The 18,572-nt window shown below is 58.1% G+C and carries 16 protein-coding genes; 8 read left to right on the top strand and 8 right to left on the bottom strand.

The features are described 5' to 3' along the window. Positions 1-126: 126 nt before the first annotated feature. On the top strand, positions 127-2,121 hold the full coding sequence (locus DWB63_RS02055; protein ID WP_128327147.1) for a GNAT family N-acetyltransferase: 1,995 nt from the start codon (positions 127-129) through the stop codon (positions 2,119-2,121). Positions 2,122-2,135: 14 nt separating this feature from the next. After that, entirely contained in the window at positions 2,136-2,753 is a 618-nt protein-coding gene (locus DWB63_RS02050) for an SET domain-containing protein (protein WP_128327146.1), read from the top strand. Positions 2,754-2,763: 10 nt separating this feature from the next. On the opposite strand, the gene DWB63_RS02045 is transcribed toward DWB63_RS02050, so the two are convergent. The 5 genes from DWB63_RS02045 to DWB63_RS02025 all read right to left on the bottom strand — a co-directional run bounded on the left by DWB63_RS02045 (position 2,764) and on the right by DWB63_RS02025 (position 8,174). Continuing rightward, positions 2,764-3,555, bottom strand: coding sequence for a hypothetical protein (locus DWB63_RS02045; protein WP_128327145.1), 792 nt, complete (start codon positions 3,553-3,555; stop codon positions 2,764-2,766). Positions 3,556-3,558: 3 nt separating this feature from the next. Further along, the gene (locus tag DWB63_RS02040; protein ID WP_128327144.1) at positions 3,559-5,343 is read right to left on the bottom strand and encodes a DEAD/DEAH box helicase; all 1,785 of its coding nucleotides are present in this window, start codon (positions 5,341-5,343) and stop codon (positions 3,559-3,561) included. 136 nt (positions 5,344-5,479) lie between these two features. After that, entirely contained in the window at positions 5,480-6,259 is a 780-nt protein-coding gene (locus DWB63_RS02035; protein WP_128327443.1) for an NAD kinase, read from the bottom strand. Positions 6,260-6,363: 104 nt separating this feature from the next. Further along, positions 6,364-6,765, bottom strand: coding sequence for a VOC family protein (locus tag DWB63_RS02030; protein WP_128327143.1), 402 nt, complete (start codon positions 6,763-6,765; stop codon positions 6,364-6,366). 101 nt (positions 6,766-6,866) lie between these two features. Continuing rightward, positions 6,867-8,174, bottom strand: a complete 1,308-nt coding sequence (locus tag DWB63_RS02025; protein WP_128327142.1) for a citrate synthase — start codon at positions 8,172-8,174, stop codon at positions 6,867-6,869. Between the two features lie 410 nt (positions 8,175-8,584). Here DWB63_RS02025 and DWB63_RS02020 point away from each other — a divergent pair, with 410 nt between their 5' ends. The 3 genes from DWB63_RS02020 (at position 8,585) to DWB63_RS02010 (ending at position 10,550) form a co-directional block, all read left to right on the top strand. Continuing rightward, positions 8,585-9,649, top strand: coding sequence for a 4Fe-4S dicluster domain-containing protein (locus DWB63_RS02020; protein WP_128327141.1), 1,065 nt, complete (start codon positions 8,585-8,587; stop codon positions 9,647-9,649). Then, positions 9,639-10,100, top strand: a complete 462-nt coding sequence (locus DWB63_RS02015; RefSeq protein ID WP_128327140.1) for a 4Fe-4S ferredoxin — start codon at positions 9,639-9,641, stop codon at positions 10,098-10,100. The genes DWB63_RS02020 and DWB63_RS02015 overlap by 11 nt, the downstream gene beginning before the upstream one ends. A 114-nt stretch (positions 10,101-10,214) precedes the next feature. Next, complete coding sequence (locus DWB63_RS02010) at positions 10,215-10,550, top strand: tRNA-binding protein (RefSeq protein ID WP_128327139.1); 336 nt, start codon at positions 10,215-10,217, stop codon at positions 10,548-10,550. 274 nt (positions 10,551-10,824) lie between these two features. Here the strand turns inward: DWB63_RS02010 and DWB63_RS02005 are convergent, their stop codons facing one another. From DWB63_RS02005 to DWB63_RS01995, 3 genes are all read right to left on the bottom strand, one after another. Beyond that, the gene (locus tag DWB63_RS02005) at positions 10,825-11,436 is read right to left on the bottom strand and encodes a nitroreductase family protein (protein ID WP_128327138.1); all 612 of its coding nucleotides are present in this window, start codon (positions 11,434-11,436) and stop codon (positions 10,825-10,827) included. Between the two features lie 125 nt (positions 11,437-11,561). After that, positions 11,562-12,617 (bottom strand): N-acetyl-gamma-glutamyl-phosphate reductase, encoded by a 1,056-nt coding sequence (gene argC, locus DWB63_RS02000; protein ID WP_128327137.1) that lies wholly within the window; start codon positions 12,615-12,617, stop codon positions 11,562-11,564. 12 nt (positions 12,618-12,629) lie between these two features. Continuing rightward, entirely contained in the window at positions 12,630-12,917 is a 288-nt protein-coding gene (locus DWB63_RS01995) for a DUF1844 domain-containing protein (protein ID WP_128327136.1), read from the bottom strand. 237 nt (positions 12,918-13,154) lie between these two features. Here DWB63_RS01995 and DWB63_RS01990 point away from each other — a divergent pair, with 237 nt between their 5' ends. From DWB63_RS01990 to DWB63_RS01980, 3 genes are all read left to right on the top strand, one after another. Continuing rightward, positions 13,155-14,366 carry an efflux RND transporter periplasmic adaptor subunit gene (locus tag DWB63_RS01990; RefSeq protein ID WP_128327135.1) on the top strand — a complete coding sequence of 404 codons (1,212 nt, stop codon included), beginning with the start codon at positions 13,155-13,157 and terminating at the stop codon, positions 14,364-14,366. A 3-nt stretch (positions 14,367-14,369) separates the two neighbouring features. Then, positions 14,370-17,519, top strand: a complete 3,150-nt coding sequence (locus DWB63_RS01985; RefSeq protein WP_128327134.1) for a multidrug efflux RND transporter permease subunit — start codon at positions 14,370-14,372, stop codon at positions 17,517-17,519. Between the two features lie 147 nt (positions 17,520-17,666). After that, positions 17,667-18,476, top strand: coding sequence for a transporter substrate-binding domain-containing protein (locus tag DWB63_RS01980; RefSeq protein ID WP_241648544.1), 810 nt, complete (start codon positions 17,667-17,669; stop codon positions 18,474-18,476). Positions 18,477-18,572: the final 96 nt, after the last annotated feature.

Raw genomic sequence — 18,572 nt, 5'->3', positions numbered from 1 at the left:
TTGATATTTTTTCAGTATGCCATCTTTTTCTGTTTACCAGATCTTTATCAGTGTATATTCATGTCCATCACCAGCGGTACTCCGTACAGCATGGGAGATTGATTACATCCTTCGGGAGGCCATGTCATGAGCCTTGATTGTGAGACGCCGGCGGTTTCATTTCCTTCCTCAACCGTAAGAACGGCAACGCTTGCGGATCTTCCTCTATTCGAAGAATGCGAATTGACGGGGTTCAGCGAGAATCGGCAGAGTTCCAAGATAAGCTTGCGCCGGAGCATCACCAGTTCCAGCCAAATGGCATTGGTCATCGAACGGAAGGAAAAGCGGAAGAAGCCGACCTCCGCTGGTACGGCGATCGTGTTCCAATACAAGTGTTCCCTGCGCATCTATTCCCTTGCGATTCTCCGGGAGCACCGGTTGCTCGGGTTGGGTGAGGCCCTGGTCCATCATATCCTGAGCTTTGCCGCCAGCCACGGCTATGAACGGGTCTCTCTGGAAGCTGACGCAAGTAACATCAAGCTCATCAACTGGTACCGCAAGCTCGGTTTCGAGGCGGTGCGCACCCTGCCGGATTACTACGGTCCGGGCGAGCCCGCCGTCAGGATGGTTCTGGGACTGGCCAACAGGGAGGGCATTGCCGAGAGCATCGTCATAGTGGCCGATGATCCCGGCCGTTTGAAAGCCTGTGCTCCAGGCATCCAGTTCTGCTCGGCCACGGACTACCTTTCCGACACCGATTATTCCAATTCGCACAGGTTCCACATCCTCAACCTCTGCAACTCCTACAAGACCCATTCCCTGGGGTATTACGTTTCTCTGCTGGCCTCGGCACGCAACCACCGCGTGACCCCGTCGGTCATGACCGTGAAGGACGCCACAACGCCCGCCGTGGCCCAGAGCCTCCTGGACGAGATCAAGGACGCCATTCATCCCAAGCGATTGGCCGCCCAGGGGTCGGTCCTGGAATTGACCATCCTCCTCGGGAAGACAAATGATTCTGAGTATGCGGAACTGGCCAAGAAGCTGTTTTCCCTTTTTTCCATCCCGTTCTTTACCATCACCATGGAAAGGCAGGGCGGGTGGAAGTTGAAAAAGATCAAGGTGCTGCATCTGAAGCAGGTGTCGGATCGTTTCCCGGAGCTGTTGCAGGAAGCCTTGTCCGGGTACTGCCTGAAGAAACGGTACAACAGGCCCAGGCTCAAGCAGTACCAGTACGACCTGGCCATCTTGGTCAACGGGACCGAAAGGACGCCGCCTTCCTGCCCTCTGGCGCTGGAAAAGTTTCGCAAGGCCGCAGAGCGTGTCGGCTTCTTCGTGGAGTTCATTACCAAGGCCGACCACAGGCGTATCTGCGAGTTCGACGCCCTCTTCATCCGCGAGACCACGGCCATTGAAAATCACACTTACGCCATTGCCCGCCATGCCTATACCGAAGGGCTTGTGGTGGTGGATGACCCGTGGTCGATCATGCTCTGTTCCAACAAGGTGTATCTTCAGGAACGGCTTGCCAACGCCGGGGTTTGCCAGCCTCGGGGCTGGCTCCTGACGCAAAAATCCTGCACGCCGCAATTCCTGCGTTCACTCCCGTTCCCCCTGGTTTTGAAACTGCCGGAGAGTTCCTTTTCCCTGGGCGTGTTTCGTGTGGCTTCCGTCGAGGAGTTGCAGGGCAAGTTGTCGGAGATGTTCACCAAGACGGATCTGGTCATCGCCCAGGAGTTCCTTACTTCTGAGTACGACTGGCGGATCGGGCTGCTCGACAATTCGCCTCTGTTCGGTTGCAAGTACTACATGGCCAACAACCATTGGCAGATTTACAACTGGCAGACACAGGAGTCAGACGAGGGATTCAGCGGCCGGTCTGAAACCGTTTCCGTGAATCAGATTCCGCCCCATGTTCTCAAGGCCGCTGTCCAGGCATCGTCCCTCATAGGAAACGGCTTCTACGGAGTTGACCTGAAGGAGATCAACGGCAAGGCCTACGTGATCGAGGTCAATGACAATCCCAACGTGGACGACGGCATCGAGGATCTTGTCCTTGGCGACGAACTGTATGAACGCATCATGCGATCCATTTACAACCGCATCGAAGCCGAAAGGCATCAGATACGCTATCTTTACTGACGGAGAACTGCATCGTGATTCACCCGCATACCAAGGTTCTGACCTGTCAGCCGACCATCGGCGTCGGCGTTTTTGCGACCCGGCCCATCCCCAGGGGAACCATCGTCGTTGTTCGGGACAAATTCGACACCTGCCTGACCCGCGATGAATTCCTGCGGCTGCCCGATCCCATTCGGGAGTCCATGGAAACCTACCTCTACCATGATAAATGCGGTAATCTTGTCCTGAGCTGGGATCATGCCCGCTACATGAACCACAGTTGCCGCAGCAACACCATGATGACGGACTACAATCTGGAAATCGCGGTCCGGGATATCGAGGCCGGTGAGGAAATCACCACGGAATACGGGTTGCTCAACATTCAGGACCCCTATGAAATCCATTGTCGCTGCGAGGGGTGTCGCGAACACCTGCGTCTCGACGATATTGATGTCCATGGCGATAGCTGGGACTCGGCCATCAAGACGAGTCTGCTCCGTATCATAGATTGCCCGCAGCCGCTCTTCGATTTGCTGGACCATGACTCCCGTTCCCGGATCGATGCCCTGCTCCAGGGGATTGAAGCCTATTCCTCCATCCGCAATCTCAAGTGGAGGGACGTTTCGGCCTGCCTGTCCGGTGTCGGGGGCTAGAAGCCTTTGATCAGGCAGCGAACCGGCCGCGAAGGTGTTGGAACAGTCCCGGTTTGCGGTCGTACTGGTGCACCATGTGCGGCCGTTTTCCTGCGTCATTCAGAACATAGCCCTGTGCATCGACAATAGGCTCCTCCCTGGTCTGGGCCAGGGTGAGGATGGGACCGGTGTTGTCGTGCAGGGTGAGGTTCGGGATTTGTCCGGTGTGGAGGAGATGGTTGTGGACGCCCTGGTCGTATCCGGCCATGCGTTCGCCCAAGGTTGGCGGCGTCAGCCGATCCGTCATCAGGCGCAGGTATGTCAGCATGGAGCCGTGGTCGGCCACGGTGGTGCCGGAGCAGGATACGGGTCTGTCCGCAACTTCGGCCAGGGCGTTGCGCCCCAGGTGTTCGCGCACCCAATGGGCGTTGAAGGGGCAGGTGCCCACGGTCACGATCCGGTCCTCCAGGGTGCAGTTGACGCCGTCCGGCCAGGCGTGGGCAAAGGGGTCGTATTGGAAGATCACGTCGCGGACGTCTGTGAGCAGGATGCGGTCATAGGTCTGACCGCACGAGGTCAGCCATTCCCTGTAGAGGAAATAGCGCAATCCGTTGTAAGGTAGGTTTTCCATGCCGGATGTGCGCTCAATGGGAATGATAGCCGCCGGGTGTCGGCCCATCCTGTCCAGGTCCCGTGTGGTTTCGGAGACGAACAAGACGAGATCGCCCGTATACGCCGCCCGGTCAAGGGAGGCGAGAAACGGGCGAACGTCATTGTAATGATAGCCTGCTGCCAGGCCGAGAATCAGTGTCTTTCCGGGCACGGCCTAGCTGCCGGAGGGCTTTCTCCGTCTCCGCCTTCTGCGCCGCTTGATCGTGGCCTTGGCGTCGTCACCGTCACCGGTCTGCCTGGGGGCAGCTTCACGCGGCAGGTCACTCTCAGGCCGTTCATCCCTTCTGGGTCTGGGTTCGCGCGGGGCGTCGCTCACAGGCCGCTCTTCCCGTTCGGGCCGGATTTCGCTGGCCTGCTCCCTTGCGGGACGTTTTTTGGGTTTGGGCTTTTGCTCCTGCTCACGGGGGGCAACAGGACGTTCCTCCCGTTCGGAGCGGGGCTTACGTTTCTCCTCCGCACGTTCGCGCGGTTCGGGTCTGCGTTCCCGGCTCTGCGGCCCTTTGGCGCTGCGTTCCCGGTTGGACCTGGAATTTTGCGGGACGCTCTGACTGGAGGCCGGTTCGGCCGGTTTGCCGTGCAGCGTGGGCTGGTACAATTCGTCCAGGAGCATGGCGATCAGGGCCAGGGCTTCTTCATCTTCGCCGTATTTCTTGGCCAGGGGCAGGAAACGGGCCACCCGTTCTCTCTGGATATTGGTCAATTTGCGGAATTTCTTTTCCAGAATGGCGGTCAGCCGCTCCTCGATGATGGTGGTCACATCATCTTCGGTGGGATCCTTGATCTCCTCGAAGGTGATTTTGAAGCGGGTGGCAATGCGCTCCAATTCCATGCGCTGGATGACGTCCACCAGGGTAATGGCCGTGCCTGTGGCTCCGGCCCGGCCCGTGCGTCCTGCTCGGTGCACGTATGATTCCGGGTCTTCGGGCGGCTCCATCATGAAGACGTGGGAAAGATCCTGGATGTCGATGCCGCGTGCGGCCACGTCCGTGGCCACCAGGAAACGCAATTTGCCTTCCTTGATGCGGGTCATGAGCTGTTCGCGCTTGTTCTGGGTCAGGTCCGAGGTCAGCCCTTCGGCATCGAAGCCGAACTGGGAGAGCAGGGCCGCCGTGAATTCCACGTTGCGCTTGGTGTTGGAAAAAATGATGGCCGAGGCCGGGTTTTCCAGCTCGATGAGCTTGATGAGCTTGCGTTCCTTGCCCATGGCCGGGACTTCCACGAATTGGTGGGCGATGGCCGAGACATTTTCTTCATCCGAAGACAGGCTCAGGAATTCGGGTTGGTACATGAACTCTTCGGCCAGCCGCAGGACGCTTGGCGGGAAGGTGGCCGAGAACATGAAGGAACCTGCGAGCTTGGGCGGCATATACCGCTTCACTTCCACCATGTCGGGATAGAAGCCCACGGAGAGCATCCGGTCCGCCTCGTCGAAGATGAGTACCTTGAGGTCGTCGAGTACGAGGTTGCGGCGCATGAGATGGTCGAGGATGCGGCCGGGGGTGCCGACCACGAGCTGCGCACCGTCGCGGAAGGCGTCGAGCTGTTCCTTGTAGCCCACGCCGCCGTAAACGGACACGACCTTCAGGGCCTTGTCGCCCGCCAGCATGGTTGCCTCCTGGGCCACCTGCTTGGCTAGTTCTCTGGTCGGCACCATGACCAGCGCCTGGCATTTGGGGCTGGCGGAATTGAGTTTTTCGATCAAGGGCAGCACAAAGGCGCCGGTCTTGCCGGAGCCTGTCCGGGCCTGGACCATGACGTCCTGTCCTCGCAGGAGGAAAGGCATGGCTTTTTGCTGTACCGGCATGAGTCCGTCCCATCCGGCGCGCTCGCACGCCATGCGCATTTTCTCGGGCAATTCGTCAAAGGTTATGGCTGCCGGATCGTGGTCAGCCTGGGGAGTTTCGGTCCCGTTTTCGGGATTCAGGTCTTCGTTTTTCATGTCTTCCTACGGTGTATGATGTGAATTCCGGCCATTGAATGTTTTAGAGGGGCCGGAATGTGAAAATCGTTTGATCGGGTACATAGTATACAGTATTGCCCCGGATGTACAATCTGCCGATGCCAGCACCCTGTGGCTATAATGCGAATTGCTCGTTGAAGATGCGTTCTTCCAGCGAGAGATCGGGATCGAAGAGGATGCTGGCTTGGCTGGATTGGTCCTCGATCACGCGGACACGGGCCACGTCGCGGACTTCAAAGGAGTCGGCCGATGCGTTCACCGCACGATGCTGTCCGTCCAGAATATCGAATTCAACGATTGCCGTGTGCGGCAGGAGCGCGCCGTTCCACCGCCTGGGGCGAAAGGGGCAGACCGGGGTCAGGGCAAGGACATTGGCCCCCAGCGGGATGATCGGTCCTCGCGCGGAATGGTTGTAGGCCGTGGAGCCTGCCGGGGTGGCGACCATGACTCCGTCACAGACCAGGTTTTCGAGCTGGATCTTCCCGTTGATGCGCACCCGGATGTTGGCTGATTGTTGGGAGTAGCGGTGCAAGGCCACTTCGTTGAAGGCCAGGGCCGAGGTTGACTGTCCGTCCATGGTCGTGACGGTCATCTTCAGGGGGTTGAGGGTGTGGCCGCGGGCCGCGTTCAGCCGCTCCAGGAGATTCTCCGGACCGAACTGGTTGAGCAGGAATCCGATGGTTCCCCGGTTCATGCCGTAGAAGGGAATTCCGGAATCCATGAACGTGTGCACGGCCTGAAGCATGAACCCGTCGCCGCCGAGGACGACCAGGGCATCGGCTTCGTCGATGGGAACAAAGGAATAGCGTTTTGACAGAAGCGCGAAAGCTTCCTGCGCCTTGGGGGCGTCGGATGCCATGCAAGCGATGTTCTGTAGTGTCCGGGGGGTGTTCATGACGATGTGTCTCATCTGATCTCTACACGGACTCGAGTTCAAGGTAAAGTGCCCATGCTCGGGGCAATTGAGCGGGCCTGGGATGGATCGTGTTTTCGCGTTTACTATTCACCGGAGGCGTTGGTGTAGGTTATGAGATTCAGGGAGATGCCCTGCGGGTCCAGGATAACGCAGAAACGGCCAACGTTCGGAATTTCTGTGGGGGGAAGCACCACTGTGCCACCGAGCTCCTTGACCTGGGCGGCTGACGCATCAACGTCGTCAACCGTGACATACGGATCCCAGCACGGGGCCACGTTGCCATCAACATTGCCATTTTTGAGCATCATGCCGCCGACCAGGGTCTCGCCCTTGAAAGCCGTCAGGTAGGTATTGCCGTAAATTGTGGTCGATTCCACGAAAGACCAGCCGAACAACTTTCCGTAAAAATCCTTGGCCGAAAGCAGGTCGGTGGTGATCAGTTCATTCCAACTGAAGATGCCGTGAGCCTGGAAGTGTGCCTGCATGTTTTTCCTTGTACTGCCTGGTCGTTGTATGCCGGCGGCTTCAGCGACAAGAAGAGGCCTCGGCTTTTGGGCCGAGGCCTGTTCGGGGTGTTGGTATGCAACTAGATCCGGGAGTCCAGCGGGATGTACACCCGAGGCTCGCAGCCCGTGTAAATCTGACGCGGTCGGTGGATTCTGGTGACGCCGTCGGTGTTGGCCTCGTTCCAGTGGGCGATCCAGCCCGGCATGCGGCCTATGGCGAACATCACCGGGAACATGTTCACCGGGATGCCGAGCGCCCGCAGGATGATGCCGGAGTAGAAGTCCACGTTGGGGTAGAGCTTGCGTTCGGTGAAGTAGTCGTCGTTCAAGGCCACTTCGGCCAACTCCAGGGCGATGTCGAGCAGCGGGTCGTCGTAGCCGGTGGATTCAAGCATGTCGTGGGCGGCTTGGCGCAGTATCTTGGCACGCGGGTCAAAGCTCTTGTAAATGCGGTGGCCGAAACCCATGAGCCGGACTTCCTTTTTCTTGACGCGTTCAAGGTACTCGGGAATGGACGATTCGCCGTCGTGGATCTGGTTGAGCATCTGGATCACGCCCGCGTTGGCGCCCCCATGCAAACGCCCCCACAGGGCGCAGATGCCGGCCGAGACCGAGGCGAACAGGTTGGCTTCCGTGCTTTGAACCATGCGCACAGTGGAGGTGGAGCAGTTTTGTTCGTGGTCGGCGTGGAGCAGGAAGAAGAGGGTCAGTGCGCGAACCTCGGCATCCGTGGGATCAAACGGTTTGTTCGGTATGGAGTGCATCATGTGCAGGAAATTGCGGCAATAGGACAGGTTGGGGTCCGGGTACATGAACGGCAGCCCCTGGGCCTTGCGATAAGACCAGGCCGCGATGGTGCGCACCTTGGAGATGATTTTGGCGGCGGCCCGGAGGAACTCCTCTTCCGTCGTGATTTCCAGCAGGTCCGGATGATAGCACCCCAGAGAGTTGATGACCGCAGACAGGATGGCCATGGGGTGTCCATTGGACGGGAAACCCTCGAAGTGATGCCGCAGGTCTTCATGCAGCAGCTCCTGTTCGCTGAGCAGATCCCGGAATTCCTGACGTTCGGCTCGGGTGGGCAGGTTGCCGAAGATCAGCAGGTATGCGGTTTCGATGAAGGTGCCGTTCGCGGCCAGTTCCTCGATGGGGTAACCGCGGTAGCGCAGGATGCCGTTCTCTCCATCTACGAAAGTTACTTCGCTCAGACAGGAACCGGTGTTCGCATAGCCTGGATCATAGGTGATGCAGCCTGTTTCTGTGCGCAGTCTGGAGATGTCGATGGCCTGTTCTTTTTCGGTGCCGATGATGATGGGCAGTTCGTAGCTCTTGCCGTCAATGGTGAGTGTGGCGGTTTTTTCGGTGGCGCTATTCTTGTCTTTGAGCATTGCATTACCTCGTAAAAGTCATTGGTCCAGTCCCCCGGGCGTTGTCGGGCGCTGAAGGAAATTCGGTTGGTTGGCCTGGTTCTGGTCGGCCTTTGGAAATCGGGCCGATTCCTGCGACAGAAACGTCCTGTTGAAGTGCGGACTCAATATTTAAAAAAATAAAATATATAAAATAGCCCTGCGTGTCAAATGGCTTAAAAAGGCTTTGTAAAAAAATGTAATTATTGCATCTACTTGATGGGAATGACTGATTCTATTGGTGCAGGTTCGGGATATAATCTATCATTTCATGAACCACAATAGTCGTACGGGTTGACTTTTGCAAACATACCCCTATAGGGTATATTGGCCTGTCTGTCGGGGCGGATGTCCCGTTGGAATGTTTAACCAAGGTGAGGTCTGAAAAACCCATGTCAAAGAATAATGATCAGCCCGGCAAGGTCAGTCGGCGGGGCTTTTTGAAGGCGCTTGGCACGGGCGGTGTCGGACTGCTGACTCCCTCAGGAGCGGTTGCGGCTGGAAAGGGTCGTGTCCCGCAGCCTTCCGATAATGAATTGGCCACACTGCTGGATCTGTCCAGGTGTATCGGGTGCGGTGAATGCGTCAGTGCCTGCCGTGAGTCCAATGCGCACAAATTTCCTGAACCCGTGAAATCTTTTCCCGCCATGTCGCCGTCCAAACGGGCCAAGCCCGAGGATTGGTCCGACAAGCGTGACGTCGAGGATCGCCTGACTCCCTACAATTGGCTGTTCCTGCAAAACGCCGAAGTGGAGTATCAAGGCGAGGTCTACGACATCAACATTCCTCGCCGGTGTATGCATTGCCAGAATCCGCCGTGTGCCAACATGTGTCCATTTGGCGCGGCCAATAAACAGGTGAACGGCCTTACCCGGATCAGCGATTCGTTGTGCATGGGCGGGGCCAAGTGCCGTACCGTCTGCCCCTGGAGTGTCCCTCAGCGTCAATCCGGAGTGGGCCTGTATCTGAACATCATGCCCCGTTTTGCAGGCAATGGGGTGATGTTCAAGTGTGACCGCTGCTACCGGCTTCTGGAAAAGGGAGAACTGCCGGCGTGCATCGCCGCCTGTCCCGAGGACGTGCAGACCATCGGACCGCGCGGTGAGATCGTGGCCAGGGCCAGGGAACTTGCGGCAGGGATGGATGGGTTCATCTATGGGCTGGAGGAGAACGGCGGCACCAATACCGTATATGTTTCGCCCGTGCCTTTCGACCTCATCGACAAGGCTATCGACAAGGACGGTCCGCGCGGCGGGAGGGGTAAAGTGGCCGGCGGCAAGGCCAAGGGTCTCGGTCCCGGCAAGCCGCACATGGGACCGGTCAAGGATGTCATGGCCGACGAGACCAATCTGGCCACGGCCACGCTGCTGGCCCCGGTGGCGGGGGTGGTGGCAGGTGTTCTCGGTCTCGGCGCAAAGCTTCTGAAGAACGGAGAGGAGGGCAGCCATGAGAGCTAGACCTTATCCTGCCTGGATTTCCAGGTTGTTCATCTTTTCCGTGGCGGCCCTGGCATTTACCGGCTTCATGCAGATGCCCCTGGCCAAGCGGTATTACCTGACCGAGGTTCCGGGTATGGCCTGGACCGGTGATTTTTACATGGTGCACAAGATCCATTATCTCCTGGCGGCCCTGCTTCTGTTCGTGGTCGGTCTGACCGTGGTCAACTGGCTGCGCGCCTGGAAGGATACGCTGGTCTTGACCCGGTTGGGTGCGTTGCGTGTGGCTGTGGTCGGCGGACTGGTGATTTCCGGCGGATTGCGCGTCTATCGCAATCTGCCGGATGTGACCCTGGACCCGGCGGTCATCGTGACCATCGAATGGGTGCATCTCGGTCTGGTGATGGTGCTCGGCGCGGTCGCCCTGATCGCTCTGGTCAGAAAAAGTTCGGCTTACGCCGTGCGAAAATAGTTTCGTCACACTCCATTTCCAACACCTCGAAAGGGGGCCTTTGGGCCCCCTTTCGAGTGTGGAGTTTTAGTGGTAACACTTTGGATGCATACGGAAAGCAAAGGAGATTGCATCATGGAAACCATAGATTGGAATGACTTTGAGAAGGTGGAGTTGCGGGTAGGCACCATCCTGAAGGCCGAACCCTTTCCCGAGGCCCGGATTCCGGCGTATAAATTGGTGGTGGATTTTGGCGAGGAGATCGGCACGCGCAAGTCCAGCGCGCAGATCACCACGCTGTACCAACTCGATGAATTGGTGGGCAAGCAGGTGGTGGCTGTGGTCAATTTTCCGCCCAAGCAGATCGGTCCCATGAAGTCCGAGTGCCTGGTCACCGGGTTCTACCGGGAGGACGGCGTGGTCCTGGCCGTGCCCGACAAACCCGTCCCCAACGGTTTGAAATTGGGGTAGGGGAATGCCTCCGGTGGCCGGGTGAAGGGGAGGGAAAACCCTTTGAAAAGGCTTTTTCCTCCCCTTCACCCGGACCCCCATCCCCTCCTTTTCCGAAACTTTTTGGCGTGCCTTCGGCGAGGGTGCGCGAGAGCATTGACAAAGCCCCCGATTCGTTTTGAGTCGGGGGCCTTGTCAATATACCCACCCCGCGAAGCGGGACCAAAAAGCTTTGAAGGGGAGTCCAGAGGGGAAACTTTTTCAAAAGTTTCCCCTCTGGCCGCCGGAGGCATTCCTACTCCAGAATCATCTCCTCAACGGATTGCCGCCATGCCTTGGGGTGCAGCTCAAGGTCGGCCTTGCGGTAGCCCACGGCGATGAGCATGGGGATCCAGTAGTTGTCCGGGATGGCGAATTCCTTGCGGACCGCCTCATGGTCGAAGCCGTCCATGGGATGGGTGTCCAGGCCCTGGTGGCTGGCCGCATACATGAGCGACATGGCGAACAGTCCGGCGTTCTTGTTGGCGAACGCCTGACTGGACTCGGCACTGCCGCCGTAGAGCGCCTTGGTGGTGCTGATGAACCAGTCGCGCTGTTCCGGGGCAAGGTTGTTGGCAAAGTGCGCTTCCAGGGTCGGGTTGCCTTCCTTCCAGCCGTCGCGGTCGGCGAGCAGGATGAGCACCACCGGGGCTTCGGTCACCTTGGGCTGGTCAAAGGCCACGGCCCGGAGGGCTGCCTTGCGTTGGGGATCGCGCAGGACTTTTACCTTCCACGGCTGGAGATTGAAACTGGACGGGGCCTTGGCAGCATCCTCCAGCACGGTTCTGAGCAGGTTCTCGGGCACGTCGCGGTCGGGGTCGAAGAAATTGATAGCCCGTCGTCTTTCAAGAATATTGTCGAAATCCATATGGATATCCTCCGAATTAAAAGGTTCGTCGGGATATGGTCGTCTTTTGAATATAAGCAATATCCAGGAAAAGAAAAGGCCGTCACGAAAACGGCCTTGATGGAGTAACTTCTTTGCAACGATGGTCAGGGCATCATGGGTGCCATGGGCAGCCCCTCGTCTATGTCCAGGCCGCAGATCAGGTTGGCGTTCATGAGAGCCTGGCCGGATGCGCCTCGGCAGAGATTGTCGATGGCCGACAGGATGATCAGGCGGTTTGTCCGGGGATCGACCACCAGTCCGATGTCGCAGAAAACCGTGCCGCGCACGTATCTGGTCTCGGGTAATTGGCCCATGGGCAGCACGCGTACCAGGGGTTTTTCCTCATAGAATTTCGTGTAGGCCGCATGGATGTCGGCCAGGGACATATTTGAGGTCAGTTTGGTATAGATGGTGGCCAGGATGCCCCGGTCGATGGGCAGCAGATGGGTGTTGAAGGAGAGGGTGATGTTGCTCCCGGCCAGCTTGGAAATCTCCTGCTCGATTTCGGGCGTGTGCCGATGGGCGGGCAGGCTGTACGCGCGGAATGAGTCATGCACTTCGCAAAAGAGCGTACCGACCTTGGCGCTGCGTCCTGCCCCGGAAGCGCCGGATTTTGCGTCGATGACGATGTTCCCGGTCTCGATGAGGCCTTCAGCCAGGGCCGGGGCAAGGCCGAGGATCGAGGCGGTGGGGTAGCAGCCGGGGTTGGCGATGAGTCGTGCGCCCATGATTTGATCGAGATACAGTTCGGGCAGGCCGTAGACGGCCTCGGTGAGAAGTTCGGAACGGGAATGCACCACGCCGTACCATTCTTCATAGGTGGCCTTGTCGTTGATGCGGAAATCTGCGGACAGGTCCACTACTTTGACTCCCTGTTCGAGCAGGGCGGCGGCGATTTCCATGGCGGTCTTGTGCGGCACGGCCAGGAAGACCACGTCGCATTCTTCGGCCAGGTCCGCCGGGTCGGGCTGGGTAATGACCAGGTTGCCCAGGGGCAGCCGGTTCAGGAAGGGATAGATGTCGGCAAGGCGTTTGCCCGCTTCGGATCTGGAAGTGACGCGCACCAGTTCCATGGAGGAATGGTGGACCATGAGCCGGGCCAGTTCCATGCCGGTATAGCCGGTGACGCCCACCAGCCCAGCCTTGATGATATGAGACATTGGTGTTCCTGATTATTTGTTTTTGTTTACGTAGGACATGCGCAGGTTGTATACGATGTCGCAAAGCAATTTCTTTTCGTCCGGTTCCAGGCCGTTGTCGAACTTTTCCTTGAGCATGCCGAGCACGTCAATGGTGTGCTTGGCCAGTTGCGGATGGAATTCCACCTTGCCTGTGCCCGGGTCTGCGGCCTCGCCGAGGGCGACCATTGCCGACGAAGACAGGGAATAGATAAAGGTGGTGAAGTTGATTCCAAGGGGAATGCCTTTCATGGGATTCCCTTTGCAGGTGTTGTCAGCCATTTTCTTCTCCGTGCGGATTGATGCGATTGTCACTGCCAGATAAGTACGGGCTGCTTTGCCCGGAGTCAATATATGGACAGCGGTTTGCCTGATGTTGCAAGGCCTTTATGTTTGAAATATGTGGTTTTTGTGTCTATAACCATGTATACAGAATTTTCTTTTGTGGCTAAAGTTCATGATTATTTTCAGATGAAGGACTTTTTTTGTCTTAACTCAACTCAAGTCAAGGTTTTTGCCATGGTGAACCCTGCTCTGCGATCTGTTACCGCTCTGTGTCTGATTCTGTCCGTTTCGTTGATGCTTGCCGGGTGTTCCGGTGACGACAAGAAAGCGGACCAAGCGGCTCAGCAAGGGCCAGTACCCATGAAGGTGGTCAAGGCAGAAGCTCGCGATATGCCCTTATGGGGCGAATTCGTGGGCCAGATCAGCGCCCATGAGACCGTGGAAGTCCGCGCCCGGGTGGGTGGTTTTCTGGTCGAGCGCAAATTTGAAGAGGGGCGCCATGTCACCAAGGGCGATCTGCTTTTTGTGATCGATCCCAAGCCCTTTCAAGAGGACCTGAAGCAGGCACAGTCCGGGCTTGAGTACAATCAGGCCCTGTATGAAAAAGCCCTGAAGGACTTTGAGCGCTTCAAGAAGCTCTATGACGAAGGCGTTGTCAGCCGGGACGAATATGAGGGTTACCAGACACAGGTGTCCACCTACAAGGCCCAGATTTCCGACAACCGGGCCAAGGTGGAGAATGCCAAAATCCAGCTTGGATATACCAAGATCTATTCCCCCATCAACGGCACCATCGGCCGGGTGCAGGTGGACGTGGGCAACCTGGTAGGCCAGGGCGAAAACACGTTGCTGGCTACCATCTCCACTCAGGACCCGATCTACGTCAGCTTCAGCGTCAGCGAAAGCGACTATATTCGGGCCGTGCGCGACAAGGCAGCTCAGACAGACCGTTTGATCAAGCTGATTCTGTCCGATGGGAGCGAATATGACCAGCCCGGCAAGTTCGACATGGTGGACCCGACCATCGATCCGCAGACCGGCACACTGGGCATTCGCGTGCTCTTCCCCAATCCTGACGACCTGCTCAAGCCAGGTCAGTACGCCAAGGTCCGAGTGCTTCTGAGCAATGTCAAGGATGCCATCGTGGTTCCCGTCAAGGGCGTCATCGACACGCAGGGCATGAAGTCCCTCTACGTGGTGGGCGAGGATGGCATAATCAAGAGCCAGCCGGTGAAGCTCGGTTCGGAACAGGGTGAATTCGTGATGGTCACGGAAGGGTTGAACGTCGGGGACATGGTCATCGTGGACGGCGCCCGGAGGGTCAAGCCGGGCATGCAGATCAAGCCCATCGTGGTCCCCATGAGCTCTGATCAGAGCCAACCCGCGTCAGCGGAATCATCCTCCGCTGCGCCCGCCTCCGGTGACGCGACAACCAAGGCGGAGTAGAGCATGTTCGTCCGTTTTTTCATTGATCGGCCCATTTTCGCATCGGTGGTCTCCATCATCATCCTGATGGTGGGTATCCTTTCGGTGTTCGCCCTACCCATCGCACAATATCCGCAGATTTCGCCGCCTTCGGTCAGTGTCAAGGCCACCTATACCGGTGCCGACGCGGCCACGGTGGAGCAGTCCGTGGCTGCGCCCATCGAGGAGCAGGTCAACGGCGCCCAGGATATGATGTACATGAAGTCCATCTCGGCCAACGACGGGTCCATGGCCCTGACCGTGACCTTTGAGCTGGGCCGTGACCTTGAGCTGGCCACCGTGGACGTGCAGAACCGCGTCAATCTGGCTTCGCCCCAGCTCCCCCAGGAGGTCCGCAACACCGGTATCAGCGTGCGCAAGCAGTCTCCGGAGTTCGTGGTCATCGTTTCCCTGGCTTCGGATAACCCGGAATATGACACGCTTTTCCTGAACAACTACGGCAAGATCAATATCTACGATGCCCTCAAGCGCATCGAAGGTGTCGGCGACGTCAACATGTTCGGCGACCTCGACTACGGCATGCGCCTGTGGCTCAACCCGGACCGCCTGACCTCCTACGGCCTGACCGTTTCGGATGTCATCAATGCCGTGGAGGAGCAGAACACCCAGGCCCCGGCCGGGCAGATCGGTCTGCCTCCCACCCCTGCGGACCAGCAGTTCCAGATGACCCTGCGCGTCAAGGGACGCCTGGTCGAGCCGGATGAGTTCGGCAACATCATCCTCAAGGCCGAGGCCGACGGAAGCACTGTCCGCATCCGTGACGTGGCCAGAGTGGAGCTGGGCGCCAAGAACTACTTCACATTTTCCCGGCAGAACGGGCAAGCCAACGCCTCCCTGCTCATCTACCAGTTGCCGGGGTCCAACGCCCTGGACGTGGCCAAACAGGTCAAGGCGACCATGGCGGAACTGTCCAAGCGGTTCCCGGAAGGCATTAGCTATTCAATCCCCTACGACACCACCCGGTTCGTGACCTCGTCCATTGATGAGGTCATGGTCACCCTGTACGAGGCCCTGATCCTGGTGTTCCTGGTTGTTTTCATCTTCTTGCAGAACTGGCGTACCACCATCATCCCCATGGTCTGCGTGCCGGTCTCGCTCATCGGAACCTTTGCCCTGTTCCCGTTGCTCGGCTTTTCCATCAACACCCTGACCCTGTTCGGACTGGTGCTCGCCATCGGTATTGTTGTCGATGATGCCATTGTCGTGGTCGAGGCCACGCAGCGCAACATCGACGAAGAGGGCATGTCGCCGAAGGAAGCCACCAAAAAGGCCATGTCCGAGGTCACCGGCCCGGTTATTGCCAGTACGCTGGTGTTGATCGCGGTCTTCATTCCCGTGGCCTTCATGGGCGGCATCACGGGCCAGCTGTACAAGCAGTTCGCCCTGACCCTGTCCGTGTCCGTGGCTATCTCGAGTATCAACGCCCTGACCCTGTCCCCGGCCCTGTCGGCGCTGCTGTTGCGGCCCTACAAGCCCATCGGCGGTCCGCTCGGCTGGTTCTTCGACAAGTTCAACATGGTATTCGACTGGGTTTCCAAGCGGTACAATGCCGCTGTGGGTGCCATCGTCAAACGCGCCTTCATGGGCGTGCTGGTGGTCCTGGTGCTCATCGTGGGTTGCGGCGGGCTTTTCTCGATCCTGCCGTCCAGCTTTGTGCCGGATGAGGACCAGGGGTATTTCATCATCAATGCCTCGCTGCCGGAGGCATCATCGCTGGAACGATCCAACGCGGTCATGTCCAAGGTCGAGGCATATCTCAAGGATGCCCCCGGTGTGCAGAGCTACGTGGTGCTCGGCGGGTTCAACCTGCTGACCGGCGCGTATTCCTCCTACACTTCAGCCGTGTTCGTGATTCTGGATGACTGGGACACGCGGACGACTCCCGAGCTTTCGCTCAAGGCGATCATGGGCAATGCGCAAAAGGCGTTCTGGGGTATCCAGGAGGCCATTGTCATGTGCTTCGGTCCGCCGCCCATTCCGGGGTTGAGCTCCACGGGCGGCGTCCAGTTCGAGTTGCAGGACCGTTCCGGCGGTTCCGTGGCGGATCTTGCCTCCATCACCCAGCAGTATATGGTCGAAGCAGGCAAACGGCCCGAGATCACCAGCCTGTTCACCACGTTCAGCAACGAAGTTCCGCAGTATTTTGTGGAAATCGACCGCGACAAGGTCAAGAAGCTCGGCGTGCCGGTCACGGATGTTTTCAAGACGCTTCAGACCTACCTCGGCGGCTATTATATCAACGACTTCAACAAGTATGGTCGTACCTACCGGGTCATGGCCCAGGCCGAATCCCAGTTCAGGACGAAGCTTGAGGACCTGAACCAGTTCTATATGCGCTCCAGCGACGGCCAGATGGTCCCGCTGTCCACGCTCTCCACGTCCAAGCGCATTGGCGGTCCGGAGTACGTGCAGCGGTACAATGTGTTCCGCACGGTCGAGGTCAACGCGGCCACTCCGGCCGGATACAGTTCGGGCCAGACCATGGACGCCATGGAAGAGGTCGCCGAGCAGATCCTGCCTGCGGGGTATGGGTTCGACTGGACCGCCATTGCCTATCAGGAGAAGTATTCCGGCGGCGACACCGGGCTGGTGTTCGCCCTGGCCATTGTCATGGTCTTCCTGGTGCTGGCCGCCCAGTACGAGAGTTGGACCACGCCGTTCGCGGTCATCCTGTGCGTGCCGCTCGGCATCTTCGGGGCCATGTCAGCCCAGTGGATCCGGGGACTGGACAACAACGTCTATGCTCAGGTCGGGCTGGTCATGCTCATCGGTCTGGCCGCCAAGAACGCCATTCTGATCGTGGAGTTCGCCAAGGACAAGCACGACGGCGGCATGGCCATCATGGACGCGGCCAAGGCTGCGGCATCCCTGCGGTTCCGGCCTATCCTGATGACCTCGTTCGCCTTTATTCTCGGCGTCATCCCGCTGGTCACCGCCCAGGGCGCAGGCTCTTCCAGTCGCCACGCGCTGGGGACCTCGGTCTTCGGCGGCATGCTCGCGGCCACCATCTTCGGCGTGCTCATTGTCCCGGCCCTGTACACGGCCATTCAGGGTGCGGGGGGCAAGATTAGTTCACTGCTCAGAAGGGGCATTGCCAACAAGAAAGAGGAATAACCTCATCTCACTCAGAGTTGATACGAAAGGCCGCCTGCCAGGGCGGCCTTTCTGTTTTTGGTTGAATGCAGGGCAATGATTCGGTCCTTGTCCCGGTATGCCTGTCCACCGGTTGACTATTTGTCAGAATAATGCTGTAAAATATGAATGATTATCGAACCATACCCCTTTGGTAAAACGTTACTGAAGGGCGCACCCCACCTCTTTCTCATGTTCTGTCTGGTGGGGTGCCTGTTCTATCCGCCCACTGCGGCTGCCGAACCTGTGCTTTGTATTGAGTATCATGATTTTTGGCCGTTCTACACCCGGGGAACCGACGGCCATATGACCGGATTTGCTTATGAAATGGTAACTGAAGCCCTGGGCAGGATAGGTGTCGAAGCCTGTTGGGAATCCTATCCATGGAGCCGTGCCCAGGCGCGTGTGAAGGCTGGCGAAGCCGATGCCTTGGTCACGGTACCCACGCCCGAGCGATTGCGCTATGCCGTCACTCACCCGGACCCGATCTATATGAAAGGGCATGACATCTTCACCTATGCCGCCCATCCGAAGCTTGAACTCATCAAGTCCATCAAGTCCATCGACGACATCCACAAGGCTGGTCTGACTGTGATCACCTACCAGGGCAACGGTTGGAATGACAAGAATATACGTTCGCGCGGCATCAAGACCTATGATGCGCCCAAGCTCAAGAGCGTATGGATGATGTTGGCCAACCACCGGGGGGATATCATCATTGAATGGGCGGGGGCGGTCTGGCCCTTGGTCGAGGAGGCCGGGCTGGACGGCAAGCTAGTGGAAGTGGGCGTCTCTCTGGACCCCACGCCGTTTCATTTGCTGATTGGCAAGGGATCGTCGTTTGTGGGTATTCTTTCCCGGTTTAATGAGGTTCTCAAGGAGATGAGGGCGGACGGGACAATGGATGAGATAATGGGGAGGTATGTGCGTAGGCGGTAGTGAGGTTGGTGTGGTTTTTTGTTTTTGAGAGGATGGGCGGCCCCGCGAGAGTGGGGTTTTTTTGTGGAGTGTTGAAGGTTTCGGTTTTTTTTGGGG

It is taken from the genome of Pseudodesulfovibrio sp. S3 (assembly GCF_004025585.1).
Lineage (GTDB): Bacteria > Desulfobacterota > Desulfovibrionia > Desulfovibrionales > Desulfovibrionaceae > Pseudodesulfovibrio.
This window is presented reverse-complemented; position numbering and strand designations above follow the sequence as displayed.

Coding starts and splice junctions, on each gene's coding strand:
- DWB63_RS02010 (WP_128327139.1), top strand. CDS start 10,215: ATGGAAACCATAGATTGGAATGACTTTGAGAAGGTGGAGTTGCGGGTA.
- DWB63_RS02055 (WP_128327147.1), top strand. CDS start 127: ATGAGCCTTGATTGTGAGACGCCGGCGGTTTCATTTCCTTCCTCAACC.
- DWB63_RS02040 (WP_128327144.1), bottom strand. CDS start 5,343: ATGAAAAACGAAGACCTGAATCCCGAAAACGGGACCGAAACTCCCCAG.
- argC (WP_128327137.1), bottom strand. CDS start 12,617: ATGTCTCATATCATCAAGGCTGGGCTGGTGGGCGTCACCGGCTATACC.
- DWB63_RS01980 (WP_241648544.1), top strand. CDS start 17,667: ATGATTATCGAACCATACCCCTTTGGTAAAACGTTACTGAAGGGCGCA.
- DWB63_RS02020 (WP_128327141.1), top strand. CDS start 8,585: ATGTCAAAGAATAATGATCAGCCCGGCAAGGTCAGTCGGCGGGGCTTT.
- DWB63_RS02030 (WP_128327143.1), bottom strand. CDS start 6,765: ATGCAGGCACACTTCCAGGCTCACGGCATCTTCAGTTGGAATGAACTG.
- DWB63_RS01990 (WP_128327135.1), top strand. CDS start 13,155: ATGGTGAACCCTGCTCTGCGATCTGTTACCGCTCTGTGTCTGATTCTG.
- DWB63_RS02005 (WP_128327138.1), bottom strand. CDS start 11,436: ATGGATTTCGACAATATTCTTGAAAGACGACGGGCTATCAATTTCTTC.
- DWB63_RS02025 (WP_128327142.1), bottom strand. CDS start 8,174: ATGCTCAAAGACAAGAATAGCGCCACCGAAAAAACCGCCACACTCACC.
- DWB63_RS01985 (WP_128327134.1), top strand. CDS start 14,370: ATGTTCGTCCGTTTTTTCATTGATCGGCCCATTTTCGCATCGGTGGTC.
- DWB63_RS02015 (WP_128327140.1), top strand. CDS start 9,639: ATGAGAGCTAGACCTTATCCTGCCTGGATTTCCAGGTTGTTCATCTTT.
- DWB63_RS01995 (WP_128327136.1), bottom strand. CDS start 12,917: ATGGCTGACAACACCTGCAAAGGGAATCCCATGAAAGGCATTCCCCTT.
- DWB63_RS02035 (WP_128327443.1), bottom strand. CDS start 6,259: ATGAACACCCCCCGGACACTACAGAACATCGCTTGCATGGCATCCGAC.